This is a genomic window from Weissella sp. ESL1139 (genome assembly GCF_058506735.1).
Genome location: NZ_CP196375.1, coordinates 1,720,082 through 1,736,102, shown reverse-complemented (window position 1 = coordinate 1,736,102; position 16,021 = coordinate 1,720,082). Strand labels below are relative to the sequence as shown.

The following is a 16,021-nucleotide window of genomic DNA, read 5'->3' as shown; positions in this document are numbered from 1 at the left end:
AATAAATAGAAGAAAAATTAAGAGGTAAGGATATGAAACAAACTTATGCAATTGTTGGTTTAGGTCGTTTTGGTAGCTCACTTTTAGAGTCATTAATTGATGCTAATCAAGAAGTTTTGGTTATTGATAAAGATCCAAATTTGGTTGAAAGCTACATGGATATTGCGACCCATGCAGTAATTGCGGATGCACAGGATGAAGATGCGCTACGTGATTTGGATTTATCAAGTTTTGATCATGTGGTTGTTGCCATTGGTCATAATCAACAAGCTTCAATTTTGACAACTATTTTATTGAAAGATTTAGGTGTGCGTCATGTTGTCGCTAAAGCTGAAAATAATCTACACGCGCGTGTGTTAGACAAAGTTGGTGCTGATCAAGTTGTCCGACCAGAAAGTGAAATGGCATCACGTTTGGCTGAACAATTGATGACTCCTAACCTACTTAATTTTATTGATTTAGGTGATAAACACTCATTGGGTGAAATTAAAATCGCTAATTTGCGTTTCGCAAATAAAGAAATTGATGAATTAGATATTCGTAAAAATTACGGCTTAACGATTATTTCGATTCGTTCTGAAGATCGAGTGGTGATTACACCGGAACCAAATGAAGTGATTCAAGTTGGGGATGTGTTAACTGTTGTTGGCGAAACTAAAGATGTCAAACACTTTGAATCACTAGTTGCTAAAGTTAAATAGCGCATTTTAAAATTTTGCTTGACTAATAAAATAAAACATTTTATATTTAACCTACTAATTCCAATCTCAATGAAGAAAGAGGTTGCTAGTGACACACCGGACAATAGAAAGTTTGTAGTTGATGAAAGCAAATGATGGTGAACTAGTAATGGCGCTTTTGGAGAGATTAAAATTACCTGTAATTAAGTGGCTTAGTCATTGACTAAGAATTAGGGTGGAACCGCGTTATCAAACGTCCCTATGTCAAATTTAATTTGGCATGGGGACATTTTTTTATCCTCATGCAACGAGGTATATATTATGAGTAACGATGCGGAACGTGAATTATCACGTGGTCTTAAGGCGCGCCATGTCCAGATGATTGCCATCGGTGGTGCGATTGGAACGGGTCTCTTTTTAGGATCTGGTTCAGCAATTAAAGCTGCTGGTCCAGCTCTGATTTTGGCGTATGCCATTACCGGTTTATTTGCCTATTTGATGATGCGGGCTGTTGGTGAGTTACTTTTATCGAATACAAAGGTGCGCTCATTTATTGATTTTGTCCGAATTTATTTGGGTAATAAATGGGAGTTTGCGATTGGCTGGGCGTACTGGTTAAGTTGGTCAAGTTTAGCAATGGCGGACTTAACAGCAAGTGGTATTTATTTACGTTATTGGTTCCCAAGCCTACCACAATGGGTGACACCATTAATTGTGATTATCGTGTTGGTAACGTTTAATTTAATTAATGTGAAATGGTTCGGTGAGTTAGAATCATGGTTTGCTTCTATTAAAGTATTTGCGATTATTGCTTTAATTGTAGTCGGAATTTGTTTGATTTTAACGGGCTTCCATAGTGAAGGTAATACAGCCAGTTTTTCAAATTTGGTTTCACATGGTGGCTTCTTCGCGACTGGTTGGAATGGCTTTATCATGGCCTTTCCAATGGTTATCTTTGCTTTTACGGGTATTGAAATGGTTGGCTTAACAGCTGGTGAAACTGAAAAGCCAGAACGTGACTTGCCGAAAGCGATTAATTCAGTACCAATTAGAATTGGATTGTTTTACGTGGGTGCAATCGGTATTATTATGTCAGTTTATCCATGGAATCAAATCGATACGACGCAATCACCATTTGTGCAGGTGTTTGCGGGAATGGGTATTAAATTTGCGGCCACGTTGATTAACTTTGTGGTGTTAACAGCAGCATTATCAGCAGCCAATTCAGCAATTTTTTCAACGTCACGTACGTTGTATGTGTTGGCTAAAAATAAACAAGCGCCTCATTCTTTGGCGAAGGTATCAAAAAACATGGTGCCGGTGACAGGAATGTTGGCGTCAGCCGTTGTTTTCTTGGTGGTTGTTTTGTTGAACTACTTCTTCCCTTCAAAAATTTTCACCATGATTACTAGTATCGCAACCATGAGTTTTATTTTTGTTTGGATTTTGATTATGGTTGCACATATTAAATACAAGCAAACGACTAGTTCAAAAATGAATCCATATAAAATGCCATGGTTCCCGATGACAAGTTATGCCACTATTTTATTCTTTGTAGGTGTCTTGGTTATTTTGACTGTTGATCCATCAACGCGCTGGTCAGTTATTTTGACGATTGTATTCTTTATTATCCTTGTTGGTGGTTATAGTTTATGGTCAAAACGCAAAGAAACGAATAATTAAAAGATTACATGAGACTGAAACAAAAATTGTTTTGGCCTTTTTTTAATGGGGAGAAACCAAATAGCCCACACCAAACAGTAGCGCTATCCTCTAAAAATGTTATAATATGCTTATAAATAAAAGAAGCCTTGTTTGCACAAGACTTCTTTAGTAGAATCGTTTAAAACGATAGCAGATTATGTTTAAATAACCGTTAGCTCTGCCTAAGCTAAGACGGTTATTTTTTTTGGCTTAATTTTATCAATTCAACAACTAATGAGATTAAGGTCACGATAAGCGTACCAAAACCAATCATTAGGTGTAGAATCTCAAAAAAAGACACCTTTATGACTACTCCTCTCATTAGGATTTGGGTTAGGTATAGTTTTTACACCATAAACACCACCTCCTTCTTACTGGAAATAGCTACCGTCTCAACTTTTCTACTGATGACATTATAGCCTAGAACAGGTGACCGGTTCTATAAAACAAATGTTAACAGCAGGTTAACGTAACGTTTCGTCGACATTACGCACCAGATTTGGGTTGCTGTCACACGCTGAAAACATTAATCTGTCAACAATAGTTGAAAGGCTAAACGATCCCCATTTGGGACTGGCATTAAGACATGACCACGATATTCAAAGCCGGCTTTTTTGACGGTTTTCTGCATCCCCTGGTTAATTTCATGGGTATCAATTCGGATGTCACGATAACCGTGATCTAATGAAAGCAACACTAAATCATGAATTAAATGATGCGCTAATCCTTGCCCACGCACATCAGCATCAATGGCGATACGATGCAAGGTCATATATTGACTTTCATTGCCTAACCAAGAACCGTCAATATCCTCATAAGCTTGTTCAGGACCGGGGACTAATTTACCGACACCAGCGACAACATGATTATGAATTAAAACATAGACAATGCCTTGTTCAATATCATGTACAAATTCATCGCGTTGTGGTTCAGCGCTTCCTTGCCATTGTGGTGAATTTTGGCTACCTAAATAGGCGACTGCTTGTTGAATAATATGGAAAATAGCGTCCACGTCAGTTGGTTTTGCTAAACGTGTATAAGTTAATGACATAAAGCTTTCCCCCTTATCGGTATTTATTTTGTATTTAATTATAGCAAAAACACATAAAAAAATAAGTTAATAAATAGCACTTTTTTAACCTATTATAAGCTTTGATTCGGTATAATAATGAGAATACTAATTGAACGATAAATGAAACGAGGAGTTCGTGAATGCAAAAACGACCAGGAGATACTATCTTCCGTGCTGTTAAGGGCGCATTAATTGGATCAGGCTTTATTTTACCGGGTATTAGTGGCGGGGCTTTAGCCGCTGTCTTTGGATTATATGAACGATTGATTTTGTTCATGGCGAATCCATTTAAAAATTTTAAAGCTAACGTTAAATTCTTTTTACCAGTGGGAATCGGTGCCGTAATTGGCATTTTTCTACTATCTTTTGTTATCAGTTTCATGTTGGGTGAAATTGAAAGTGTGGCACGCTGGTTTTTCATTGGTGCTATTTTAGGAACTATTCCGACATTGTGGTACGAAGCTGGAAAACATGGTCGATCGTTAACTGATATTGGTTTGATGATTTTGGCCGGTATTTTAATGCTTGTATTTTTATGGTTTGGTCAACCTCTTTTCTCAACCATTGAACCTAGTATTGGTGCGTGGATTTTAGCTGGTGCGTTAATCGGTTTGGGATTGCTAGTACCTGGATTGAGTCCATCGAATTTTTTGATTTACTTGGGCTTATATAAAGGAATGAGTGATGGGATTAAAACGGGTGATTTATCAGTTTTGCTACCATTAATTGTTGGTTTATTAGTCGTTGTCCTACTTTGTTCTAAAGTGATGGCGTATATTTTTAAAGTAGCATATGCAAAGCTATTTCATATTATCTTCGGTATCGTGATGGCTTCAACGGTTATGATTGTGCCGGTTGATTATAGTGACTTTACAATGTGGCATTACCTATTTTCAATCGTCTTGCTAGCATTAGGAACATGGTTAGGTTGGTGGATGGGTAATTTGGAACAAAAGGTTAAACCAGCTTAGATTTAAGTGAAATCGCTTACACAAAATGTTTGTTTTTATCAGAAAAACGTGCTACTGTTAAGTAGTTAAGTAAATTAACGTATCTGGGGTGCCAATTTGGCTGAGAATATACCCACGGAACCTGATTTGGTTAGAACCTGCGCAGGAAGATACAGTCCATTTTATAGAAATTGATGGGTAGTCTTTTTGGGTATACAAAGAGACTACCCTTTTTATTTTATTCGGATTGCATAAAGCAATTGGCAAAAACTAAATCTAATAATCATCGTCTGGGGTGCCGTAAGGCTGAGATTTACCCATGAACCTGATGTCGGTAATGCGATCGAAGGAAGTGCGATATTTGACTGTGTGTCAAAGCCCTTCTTTCGTATCGGAAAGGAGGGCTTTTTTAATGATTAATGTTAATGGTAAGGCGCTAGATAATATGGTTGGCAAAACGCTAGCTGATCTAGTCGCAATAAAAACAGATATGACACAAAACGTTGTTGTGGAATTGAACGGTGAAATCATTCATCGCCCAGAATTAGCAACGAAAACTTTAGCTGAAAATGATCATGTTGAATTGATTTCATTTGTTGGTGGTGGTTAGAAGAAAGGAACAGAAAATGATACCAAAGTTTCAAGGCGTCGACGTTGAAGATTTCTTTATGGGGATGAAAGAACGTAATGTCGCTGGGACTACAGAGAAATTACAAAATGCCCGGGTTACGATTGCCGGTGCTGGTGGCTTAGGTTCAAATATTGCCATCGCGCTAGCACGGAGTGGTGTTGGTCATTTGACAATTATTGATTTTGACACGATTGAAATGAGTAATTTAAACCGGCAGCAATATAAAGTGAGTCAAATTGGGTTGCCTAAAGTGGCTGCACTTAAGCAGAATCTATTGGAATTTAATCCATTTATCGAAATTGATACAATCCAAACCAAGGTAACGCCTGGTAATATCGGTGAGTTATTTGGTGATTGTGATATTGTCTGCGAGGCCTTTGATAATCCGATGGCTAAAGCGATGTTATTGGATTGGGTAACGGAGTTGTATCCCGATAAGCCATTGGTTATGGGTAATGGTATGGCCGGTTTGCATGTGACAAACGGGATGCAGACGAAGCAACAATTAGCGAATGTTTATATTTGTGGGGATGGTTCAAGTGTTGGTGCTGAAGGATTGATGGCACCACGTGTGATGGTTTGTGCAGGTCATGAAGCTAATGCCATTTTACGTTTGTTAACAGACCAGCCTGTCTTATCAGAATAGGAGATTATTAATAATGATGGAAAATAATGATGATTTGATTCTTGGCGGCCACCATTTTGGTTCACGATTCATTTTGGGATCTGGTAAATATTCATATGAATTAATTGATTCAGCCATTCACCATGCGGGTGCGCAAATTATTACGATGGCTCTTCGTCGTACGAATACTAGTGAAGAAAACATTCTTAACTACATTCCAGATGATGTAACGATTTTGCCGAACACTTCAGGTAGTACAAATGCTGAAGAAGCTATTCGTACTGCCCGGATTGCGCGTGAATTAAGTGGCAGTGATTTTATTAAGCTTGAAGTTGTGCCTGATAAAAAATACTTACTACCAGACAATGAAGAAACAATCAAAGCAACTAAGGTATTGGCTGATGAAGGATTTATCGTACTACCTTACATGCTTCCTGATTTGAATGCAGCACGCAAGATGGTTGAAGCGGGTGCTGCTGCCATCATGCCTTTGGGTGCCCCAATTGGTACGAATAAAGGTTTGACGACGAAGGATTTGATTCAAATTTTGATTGATGAAATTGATTTACCAATTATTGTCGATGCCGGTATTGGCCGTCCTAGTCAAGCTGCTGAAGCAATGGAAATGGGTGCTGCTGCCGTGATGGCTAATACGGCCATGGCAACGGCTGAGGATATTCCATTGATGTCTGAAGCCTTTAAGTTGGCTGTTGAAGCTGGTCGTAAAGGTTACCTAGCCCACCCTGGACGTGTGTTAGATAAAAAAGCAGCTGCTTCATCTCCTGTCTCAGGTGTCAGCAAGTAAATCGGGTTATTCAAATGGTGCAAGTATTAGATTTAATACAACAATTTACGCAGGAACCTGATCAAAACAGGTTGGTTTATAACAAAGCCTGGTTGGTCAATCAACAATCGTTAATCCAACTTGGTCAACAAGCTGGTGCTACTGCAACGGTTGATGATTATGGCAATGTTTATTTAGATTTTCCCGGACAGCTAGATGTAAAACCTATCGCGACTGGTTCGCATATGGATACCGTGCGACATGGTGGTCGTTATGACGGGTTATATGGTGTTTTAGGTGGCTTTTGTGCAATCCAGCAGTTGTATCAACAAGGCCACATACCCAAAAGACCAGTTCGCTTGATTTCATTTAGTGAAGAAGAAGGCAGCTGTTTTCCAGCGGCCTTTACGGGTTCAAAATACTATACAGGTACAACGCAGACAACAACATTACTTGATGATCAAGGCATTTCATTTGATGATGCAAGAGTAGTAGCCGTTAACCAGTTACAAAGCCTACCCAATGTACAAAAGCAGTCGGTTGACCTACCTGCAACTTTTACCGAATTACACATTGAACAAGGTCCCAGACTTGCGCAAAGTCATAAAACAATCGGTCTCGTGACAGGCATTGTCGCCCAAAATCGATATGATGTGACCGTACATGGACAGGCAAATCATGCTGGCACGACACCGATGGCTCAGCGCCAAGATGCCGTTGCCATGGCAAGTAAGTTAATGACGCAACTTTATGCATTGGCAGATGAAATAGCAGATGGTTTGACGTTTACGATTGGTGAGATTCATGTCACGCCGAATACTAGTAATGTTGTGGCTGGAACTTGTACTTTTACGATTGATTGTCGGGCAAATACCGATGAACAATTAGACCAGTTTGTGACTAAAATGATGGCTTGTATTGAGCAATGTCAAGCAGCAACAATCACGCCAACCCTACATGTACCAGCAACTGCACTATCTACCGACCTATTGTCCCACAATATGAATTTGGTCAGTGAGATGCATGTTCCTTATCAAGCATTATTCTCAGGTGCTGGTCATGATAGCCAGATTATGAGCGCGGTTGTGCCAACCACGATGATTTTTGTGCCGAGTGAAGCAGGTATTAGTCATGCACCGGCTGAATATACCGAACCAGCGGATTTGAACACGGGTGTTAACGTATTAGCAGCTAGTTTATCGCAACAAGTAAATGAAACATGGTGAAGCAGATGAAGGCAAAATTGAATCTAACAACGCAAATTATTATTGGTATGGTGGTTGGTCTGATATTAGGCGCAGTTTTTGGTACTAAGATTGCCGGTATCAAAATTGTTGGGAATATTTTTCTCCGCTTAATTCAAATGGCTGTAATTCCTTTAGTATTTTGTACGGTCACGGCAGCAATTGGTAAGTTACCGATTAAACGCTTAGGTCGGTTAGGTTTTAAAATTGTGGCTTGGTTTACAATCACCACGTTGCTTGCGGCTTTAGTCGGTTTGTTACTAGGTTGGTGGTTCCATCCTGGTGTTGGCTTGCATCTAACGCTTGACCCGTCTCTGACTGATGAAATCACTAAAAACAAAGCTTCTTCAACCGATATGATTTTGGGCTTTTTCCCAGTTAATATTTTTGAATCACTCGCAAAAGGTAACGTGATTCAGGTAATTATTTTTGCGCTATTGTTTGGTTTCGTATTGAGCAAAGCGAACAATAAGCAACAGTATGATGGCATATTGAATGGTTTGCACCAAATAAATCAATTATTAATTGGTGTTATTCAAATTGTGTTACGTATCGCACCACTTGGTATCGGCGCTTTAATGGCGGCTGTTACAGCCGAGAATGGTTTACAAGTTTTACTACCCCTAGTAAAATTCTTGGGATTATTCGGCATCGGTACTCTTTTATTTTTAATCGGATTATTTGGCATGATTATGATACGAGCGCACATGTCTTTGCGCACGGTTATGCATGGGTTCGCGAATATTTTATTAATTGCAATGACCACAACTTCTTCAGCAGCGTCATTACCAGTAGAAATGAACGATGCACAAGAACGGCTGGGCGTTAATAAAGAAATTAGCGAGCTGGTGTTACCGTTGGGGATGGCACTAAACAGTAACGGTTTAGCCATGTACCTCGCACTAGCCTGCGTGACGATGACCCAATTTTATGGGCTATCCCTTTCGTTTATGATGATGTTAAAAATTGTCCTATTAGCAATTGTTGCTTGTTTAGGAACAGTTGCGGTACCAGGTGGTGGTATCGTTGCGTTGACAATCATTGTGCCAACACTAGGATTACCACTAGAAAGCATTGCTTTATTTGCTGGTATTGACTGGTTCTCAGGTATCTTCCGCACCGTTTTGAACGTGGTTGGTGATACCACAACAGCGATTATGATCGCTGCTGATGAGGATAAGTTGAATCAGGTTGAAGCAATGGAAAATTGAAATGTATGATAGAAAGCTTAGTCATTGCGATGGCTAGGTTTTTTTATTGGTTGGGATTTTGTTTTTGTGAAGTTATTTTGTAGAAAATTTTCAAATAATAGGGTTTACGCTGTGAAAATATAGTAAACTGAATACAGGAGTTTACACATTTTTGAGGGGTAACGTTATGAACGATTATGAGTCAGAGCAAAATTTAGAAAATAAACTAATGAGTCGTTTCAATGGCCTTGGTTATAAAACCGTGGTTCTACCAGATGAAACTAGTTTATTAGCTCATTTTCGACAAATTTTAAATGAACAAAACATCAATAACTTAAATCATGAGCCGTTAACAGATTCTGAATTTAAACGCGCACTAAATGAATTAGTTGGGGCCAAAAGTCATTATCAAATTGCACGACAATTACGTGGTTCAGATGCTAATCCAATGGGGAAAATTAGTATTCAACGTGATAATGATGAAGTGGTTTATTTAACAATTTTTGATGGCTTACATGTAGATAACAATCGTTATGAAGTTGCCCATCAAATTACAATTAATGGGACACATGAAAACCGTTATGATGTGACGGTACTTATTAATGGATTACCCCTTGTACAAATTGAATTGAAGCGTCGTGATGTTGATTTTAGGAAGGCTTTTAATCAAGTAATCCGCTATAAAAGTGAGAGTATGCAGCAAGGATTGTTTAGGTTCGTGCAGCTATTTGTTATTTCTAATGGTGGCGAAACACGTTATTTTGCGAATGGCGATGGTGATTTAAATGCTAATTTCATGTTCTATTGGACTGATAGAGAAAACAATTGGCTAAATGAACTTGATGCTTTTTCTGCCTCATTCTTTACTAAAGAACGGTTGCATAGTTTGATTGCTAAATATACGATTTTTGATTCGGCTAAGGAACGGATGATTATTATGCGTCCGTACCAAATTTATGCAGTTGAGGCGATTATGAAACAAGCGCAAGAACATCCTGATAAGAACGGCTTTGTGTGGCATACAACCGGATCAGGAAAGACGATTACGTCGTTTAAAGCTAGTCAATTACTAGCGCGTGATACGGATGCTGAAAAAGTTATCTTTATGATTGATCGTAATGATTTGGATGTTCAAACCTCGAAGAACTTTAATTCGTATATGTCATCAATTCCAGGCGAAAATGCATTGGACACAACGACAGATACAGGCAATTTGGTTAGACAGTTACAGTCGCATGATAATCCACTAATTGTCACAACGATTCAAAAGATGAATAGTGCTGTTAAAAATCCTAAATATAAAAGCTTATTGACTGGTTATCACGATAAACGTGTCATTTTTATGGAAGATGAAGCACACCGTAGTCAATTTGGTGAAATGCGCAAGAATGTTAATCAGTGGTTTACTAATTCACAACACTTTGGTTTTACTGGTACCCCTATTTTTAGTCAGAATATTGGACCAGATAAGCGAACAACCGAGTCTTTGTATGATGAAGAATTGCATCGTTACTTAATTAAAGATGCTATTCGTGACCACAATGTCCTTGGCTTTAATGTTGAGCAAATGGGTACCATTCAAGGCAAAGATGGTATTACTGATGAACAAGTAGCTGGTATAGATAAACAAGAAGTGTTGAATAATGATGAACGGTTAAATGGCATTGTTGAGCATATCATGTTAAATCATGATAATAAAACAAAAAACCGCACATATAACGCGCTTTTTGCAGTACCCAATACCACAATTGCACTACGCTATTATGACTTATTCCAACAAAAAATTAAGGCTAGCGGTAGTGATTTAAAGGTTACGACTGTCTTTACTTGGACAGCAAATGAAGATACTAATGAAGAACGACAAGGTGAGCAAAATGATACATCGCGGCATGGTTTAGATCGTGTAATTGATGATTATAATCAGACTTATCAGACTAATTTTAGTACCGAAGACTTTAAGGGTTACTTTAATGATATTTCTAAGCGTATGAAGAGTCATGATACACGCAATCGTGACAGTAACATTGATATTTTAATCGTTGTCGGGATGTTTTTAACAGGATTTGATTCACCCCGTTTATCAGTTTTGTATAACGATAAAAAATTAGAATGGCATGGGCTAATCCAAGCATATTCACGAACGAATCGTGTTGAAAAAGATACTAAATCATTTGGATCAATTGTTAACTATCGTAATTTAAAGGCAGCGACAGATGCTGCAATTACCCTATTTTCTGCCGGTGATGAATCAGCTTTCTATGTTAAAAAGTATGATGAACTACTAAAAGAATTTAATGGTAATATTAACGCCTTGCATAAGGTAGTACCACAACCGCAAGATGTTGATACCCTATACAATCAAGGTGATGAAGCTTTACGTAAATTCGTATTAGCTTTTCGTGATGTCATGCGGACGCATAATCAGATTCGTGTATATGACGACTTTAAATGGGACGATGTACCAGATTTTAGTAAACAAGATTTGGAATCATTCCAAGGTAAGTATCAGGAAGCTCACCGTCAACTTGTAGACGTTTCGCCAAAAGAGAAAACTTCTATTTTGGATGATATTGATTTTCAAATTGATTTGTTATCAACAGACCGTATCGATGTGCAATACATTGTTAATTTGATTAAGGCTATTAACTTAGATGATGATGACAGTCGCCTAGCTGATGTGAAAAAGATTAAGAACCTGCTAACCAAAGCGGCAACTGATGATCTAAAGTCAAAGGCTGATTTAATTGCTGCCTTTTTGGACGAAATGGTGCCTACTCTGCAACAAGGTGATAGTGTCGGTGATTCATTGAATGCATACTTAGCAAATCGTCGAGAATTAGCTGTTAATGATTTTGCTGAGGATGTTAATTTGCCAGTAGATGTCATCAAGAAACAAATTGATGATACAGAATTTTATGGTCAAGCTGATGCAAGTGAAATGAATACGAATTTGAATAGCGCTGGTTATGGTTTTAAGGCAAAAATTAAAGTAAAAAAGCGAATTAAGAATTTTATTAATGAAACGATTAAACGATTTACATTAGTTTAATATTTATAGAAAGAGAAAATTATGTCAGATACACATACAGTTCAAGCAACCCAACAAGCTGAGTTACAACGTAAATTATGGGCAATTGCCAATGATTTGCGGGGTAATATGGATGCCAGTGAATTTAGAAATTATATTTTAGGATTAATCTTTTATCGATTTTTATCTGATGGCGTTTCTGAGTATGTAAAAGGTTTGTTGCGCAACGATGATATTACATTTGCAGAAGCGTATGCTGATGATGAAATCCGTGAAGATTTAGTCAATGATATTACTAATGCTATGGGCTTCTTTATTGCACCTGAATACTTGTTTGAGACATTAGTAGCTGATGCGCAAGCTGGTAGTTTTGATGTTGAAAAGCTACAAACTGCTGTTAATGCTGTACAAACATCAACAATTGGTGAGAGTTCTGAAGAAGATTTTCGTGGTTTGTTTGATGATATGGATTTGAATTCGACACGTTTGGGTAATACGGTTGCTGAGCGTAGCGCATTGATGCAAAAAGTACTTTTGAATTTAGCTGACTTAAACATGGGTCAAGATGAAGTTCAAATTGATGTGCTTGGGGATGCCTATGAATATCTAATTGGTCAATTTGCTGCCAATGCCGGTAAAAAAGCTGGTGAGTTCTATACACCACAACAAGTTTCAAAGTTATTGGCCCAAATTGTTGCTAAAGGTCACGATAAATTACAAAGTGTCTATGACCCAACGATGGGTTCTGGTTCATTGTTGCTTCGTATTGGTGATTACACGACAGTTGGTAATTATTATGGACAAGAATTAAACCGTACGACATATAATTTGGGTCGTATGAATCTATTAATGCATGGTGTTAGTTATAATCAATTTAGTGTACAACAAGGTGATACTTTGGAAGATGATCATTTTGCTGGTCAACAATTCGATGCTGTCGTCGCCAACCCACCCTATTCTGCTAAGTGGAATACGGAAGGCAAACTAGATGATGAACGCTTCCGTAAGTACGGTAAAACGGCACCAAAATCTAAGGCTGACTTTGCCTTTGTGCAACACATGCTATCACACTTGAATAGTGAAGGTACAATGGCTGTTGTTTTGCCACATGGTGTTTTGTTCCGTGGCGCTGCTGAAGGTGTTATCCGTCGTTATATGATTGAACAGGATAATGTGTTGGATGCTGTAATTGGTTTACCAGCTAATTTGTTCTTTGGTACCTCTATCCCAACTACTGTGTTGGTATTTAAGAAGAACCGTACTAATCAAGATATTTTCTTTATCGATGCTTCATCAGAATTTGAAAAAGGTAAAAACCAGAATAATTTGACGGATGTGCAATTAGAAAAGATTGTTTCAACTTATGATAACCGTGTTGATGTTGACAAATATGCACACGTTGCAACTCGTGATGAGATTGTGGAGAATGACTTTAATTTGAACATTCCCCGCTATGTCGATACGTTTGAAGAAGAAGAACCAATTGATTTGGATGCTGTAAATAAAGAGCTTGCTGAAACGGATGCTGAAATTGAAAAATTGACGGCTGAATTTGACGCAATGGTCGCAGAACTAGTAGAAACGGGTGAAGAATAATGGGGATGCAACCAAAGCTAAGATTTAAGGGATTTACGGACGATTGGGAAAAGCGTCGGTTGGGTGATATTGGTGATACTTTTACAAGTTTGTCAGGTAAGAAAAAAGAAGATTTTGGTCACGGTGATGCGAAGTTTATAACATACATGAATGTTTATCAAAACGCTATTGCGTCTATTTCAGGGACAGATAATATCGAAATTGATGATAAGCAACATCAGGTCAGAAAAGGTGATATATTTTTTACAACGTCATCAGAAACACCTCAAGAAGTTGGAATGTCAAGTGTTTGGAAATATGATATTCCAAACATCTACTTAAATAGTTTTTCGTTTGGTTATCGCCTGAAAGTAAAATTTGATTTAAATTATTTTGCATATATGCTTCGATCACCACAAGTTAGAAAAGATATTATATTGCTTGCTCAAGGAATTTCTCGATTTAATATTTCTAAAAATAAATTGATGGATATTGAAGTTCCTATACCTTTAAAGCATGAACAAACTAACATTGGAAAATTCTTTTTAAGCTTAGATAGTCTGATTACTGTCAACCAGCGTAAAGTAGATTTGCTGAGAAAGAAAAAATCAGCTTATTTGCAAAAATTATTTCCGAAAAATGGTTCTATCATTCCTGAATTAAGATTCAAAGGATATACTGACGTTTGGGAAAAGCGTCGGTTGGGTGATGTTTCAAATAAGGTAATTGAGAAAAACTCAGAAAATTTATTTTCTGAAACATTTACCAACTCTGCTGAGTATGGAATTGTCAGTCAACAAGATTATTTTGATAAAAGTATTTCTAATGAAAAAAATTTGAATACATATTATGTAGTTCATAATGGTGATTTTGTTTACAATCCACGTATTTCGAATTACGCACCAGTTGGCCCTATTAAGAGAAATAGATTAGGACGTTCTGGCGTGATGTCTCCGCTATATTACATTTTTCGAACATATAATATTGATGAACTTTATTTAGAAAAATATTTTGAAAGTACAAAGTGGCATCGTTTTATGAAGCTAAATGGTGATACGGGTGCAAGAGCAGATCGTTTTGCAATTAAAGATAAAGACTTTATACAAATGCCGATACCACTCCCTGAGAAATTAGAGCAGAAAAAAATTGCACGAATTTTAGAATGTATAGATTCATTAATAACTGTCAACCAACGTAAAGTAGATTTATTACAAAAAAAGAAAAAAGCATTGTTACAACAGATGTTTGTTTAATAATATTAATTATATGTAGTTATTTTAAAACTTATCTTTATAAATTATGAAAAGATGAATATATAAAAATGTATTTATAATATCTTGCGAGTGTAGGCTATCAGGGCATCTTGATAGCCTTTTTTACAGCGTATTTTCTTTTTTGAGTTAGCGGGTAGATAAAAGGCCATGATACCGGTTGACAGTTATGAGGTTATCGAGTAGGGAAAAAAGATTACCTATTTTTACTTGCTCATTAAGTTTGGGAGCTAGTTGTTGGATCTGGTTAATTGTCTTTTTAGATAATGAAGGTACACCTGTTGATTCATCATACTTTTCCCAATTTATTAGTTGAAACAGCTTAAAGACAAAATTTAAATCGTAGCCTTTATTGGGTACTGCATAGAATAGTGTATCCACTGTCCAATATGGAGCATAAAGAACATATGGTTTGTTAATAGTCCCCTTTCTTCCAATACCTATACCATCATCATGAGATAAGGCAGCATTAACACTTAGCATATAGCCACCTGTACCATAAACCGGAATGTTTCCTTTTTCTAAGTGTTTATAGTCCTTACCACTATTCACCGACATCATTTGGTCAAATTTACGCTTTTCCCAAACTAATGCATTTTGAAGAAATATCTTTGTTGTTTTTACTTGGGAAAAGCGTCAGTTAAAAGAGTTGGGGCAAGCACAATCGGGCGTTGGATTTCCTGATGTTGAACAAGGTGGGAATAAAGGTATTCCATTTTACAAGATTTCAGATATGAATAATACTGGAAACGAAATTGAAATGGTAAGATCAAATAATTATGTTAATAATGAACAACTTTTACGAAAAAGGTGGAAACCAATTAATACAGTACCAGCTGTTATCTTTGCAAAAGTAGGGGCTGCAATCATGCTTAATCGAAAGCGTATGGTTAATCATCCTTTTTTAATTGACAATAATACTATGGCTTATATTTTTAATGACAGTTGGAATATAGAGTTTGGTAAAACAATTTTTGAAACAATTAATTTACCTAAATATGCCCAAATTGGAGCTTTACCTTCATATAATGCTTCTGACATTGAAAGTATTGAAATAAAGGTTCCTGTTAAAACAGAACAAGAAAAAATAGGTCATTTCTTTAGATCACTTGATCAACTAATTACTGTCAACCAGCGCCCACCCCCAAAGTAGTGATCAACTACAAACACTACCTTTACGCTGCGATCCCCCCTAATATAAGCGTTATTATCGCATAAAAGGCCATGTTAAGTGTAAAACCACATGGCCTTCATAAATACTTTTTAC

At 37.2% G+C, this 16,021-nt stretch carries 15 protein-coding genes and 2 riboswitches; of the genes, 12 read left to right on the top strand and 3 right to left on the bottom strand.

Annotated features, from left to right (window positions below):
- The first annotated feature begins 32 nt into the window (after positions 1-32).
- Both ACSYSF_RS08585 and ACSYSF_RS08580 read left to right on the top strand, forming a co-directional pair.
- On the top strand, positions 33-701 hold the full coding sequence (locus ACSYSF_RS08585; protein ID WP_489867612.1) for a potassium channel family protein: 669 nt from the start codon (positions 33-35) through the stop codon (positions 699-701).
- A 300-nt stretch (positions 702-1,001) separates the two neighbouring features.
- Entirely contained in the window at positions 1,002-2,363 is a 1,362-nt protein-coding gene (locus ACSYSF_RS08580) for an amino acid permease (RefSeq protein WP_489867611.1), read from the top strand.
- A gap of 217 nt (positions 2,364-2,580) precedes the next feature.
- On the opposite strand, the gene ACSYSF_RS08575 is transcribed toward ACSYSF_RS08580, so the two are convergent.
- Both ACSYSF_RS08575 and ACSYSF_RS08570 read right to left on the bottom strand, forming a co-directional pair.
- Positions 2,581-2,706 carry a putative holin-like toxin gene (locus ACSYSF_RS08575; protein ID WP_489867610.1) on the bottom strand — a complete coding sequence of 42 codons (126 nt, stop codon included), beginning with the start codon at positions 2,704-2,706 and terminating at the stop codon, positions 2,581-2,583.
- 204 nt (positions 2,707-2,910) lie between these two features.
- A complete protein-coding gene (locus tag ACSYSF_RS08570; RefSeq protein WP_489867609.1) occupies positions 2,911-3,435 on the bottom strand; it encodes a GNAT family N-acetyltransferase in 525 nt (174 codons plus the stop codon).
- A 161-nt stretch (positions 3,436-3,596) separates the two neighbouring features.
- On the opposite strand from ACSYSF_RS08570, the gene ACSYSF_RS08565 reads away from it, so the two are divergent.
- The 9 genes from ACSYSF_RS08565 to ACSYSF_RS08525 all read left to right on the top strand — a co-directional run bounded on the left by ACSYSF_RS08565 (position 3,597) and on the right by ACSYSF_RS08525 (position 14,736).
- The gene (locus ACSYSF_RS08565; RefSeq protein WP_489867608.1) at positions 3,597-4,427 is read left to right on the top strand and encodes a DUF368 domain-containing protein; all 831 of its coding nucleotides are present in this window, start codon (positions 3,597-3,599) and stop codon (positions 4,425-4,427) included.
- A gap of 74 nt (positions 4,428-4,501) precedes the next feature.
- Positions 4,502-4,592, top strand: a riboswitch (TPP riboswitch).
- 95 nt (positions 4,593-4,687) lie between these two features.
- Positions 4,688-4,776, top strand: a riboswitch (TPP riboswitch).
- 42 nt (positions 4,777-4,818) lie between these two features.
- On the top strand, positions 4,819-5,016 hold the full coding sequence (thiS, locus tag ACSYSF_RS08560; RefSeq protein ID WP_489867607.1) for a sulfur carrier protein ThiS: 198 nt from the start codon (positions 4,819-4,821) through the stop codon (positions 5,014-5,016).
- 16 nt (positions 5,017-5,032) lie between these two features.
- Positions 5,033-5,683, top strand: a complete 651-nt coding sequence (thiF, locus tag ACSYSF_RS08555) for a sulfur carrier protein ThiS adenylyltransferase ThiF (protein WP_489867606.1) — start codon at positions 5,033-5,035, stop codon at positions 5,681-5,683.
- Positions 5,684-5,696: 13 nt separating this feature from the next.
- Positions 5,697-6,467, top strand: coding sequence for a thiazole synthase (locus tag ACSYSF_RS08550; RefSeq protein WP_489867605.1), 771 nt, complete (start codon positions 5,697-5,699; stop codon positions 6,465-6,467).
- A 14-nt stretch (positions 6,468-6,481) separates the two neighbouring features.
- A complete protein-coding gene (locus ACSYSF_RS08545; RefSeq protein WP_489867604.1) occupies positions 6,482-7,672 on the top strand; it encodes a hydantoinase/carbamoylase family amidase in 1,191 nt (396 codons plus the stop codon).
- Between the two features lie 5 nt (positions 7,673-7,677).
- Positions 7,678-8,901, top strand: coding sequence for a dicarboxylate/amino acid:cation symporter (locus ACSYSF_RS08540; RefSeq protein WP_489867603.1), 1,224 nt, complete (start codon positions 7,678-7,680; stop codon positions 8,899-8,901).
- Between the two features lie 166 nt (positions 8,902-9,067).
- Positions 9,068-11,929: a type I restriction endonuclease subunit R gene (locus ACSYSF_RS08535; protein ID WP_489867602.1), complete on the top strand. Its 2,862-nt coding sequence runs from the start codon at positions 9,068-9,070 to the stop codon at positions 11,927-11,929.
- Between the two features lie 21 nt (positions 11,930-11,950).
- The gene (locus ACSYSF_RS08530) at positions 11,951-13,504 is read left to right on the top strand and encodes a type I restriction-modification system subunit M (RefSeq protein ID WP_489867601.1); all 1,554 of its coding nucleotides are present in this window, start codon (positions 11,951-11,953) and stop codon (positions 13,502-13,504) included.
- Positions 13,504-14,736 carry a restriction endonuclease subunit S gene (locus tag ACSYSF_RS08525; RefSeq protein WP_489867600.1) on the top strand — a complete coding sequence of 411 codons (1,233 nt, stop codon included), beginning with the start codon at positions 13,504-13,506 and terminating at the stop codon, positions 14,734-14,736. The genes ACSYSF_RS08530 and ACSYSF_RS08525 overlap by 1 nt, the downstream gene beginning before the upstream one ends.
- Before the next feature lie 147 nt (positions 14,737-14,883).
- Here ACSYSF_RS08525 and ACSYSF_RS08520 read toward each other — a convergent pair whose 3' ends face one another.
- Positions 14,884-15,363, bottom strand: a complete 480-nt coding sequence (locus tag ACSYSF_RS08520) for a restriction endonuclease subunit S (protein WP_489868265.1) — start codon at positions 15,361-15,363, stop codon at positions 14,884-14,886.
- Between ACSYSF_RS08520 and ACSYSF_RS08515 the strand changes: the two genes are divergently transcribed.
- Positions 15,362-15,907, top strand: coding sequence for a restriction endonuclease subunit S (locus ACSYSF_RS08515; RefSeq protein WP_489868264.1), 546 nt, complete (start codon positions 15,362-15,364; stop codon positions 15,905-15,907). The genes ACSYSF_RS08520 and ACSYSF_RS08515 overlap by 2 nt on opposite strands.
- Positions 15,908-16,021 lie beyond the last annotated feature (114 nt).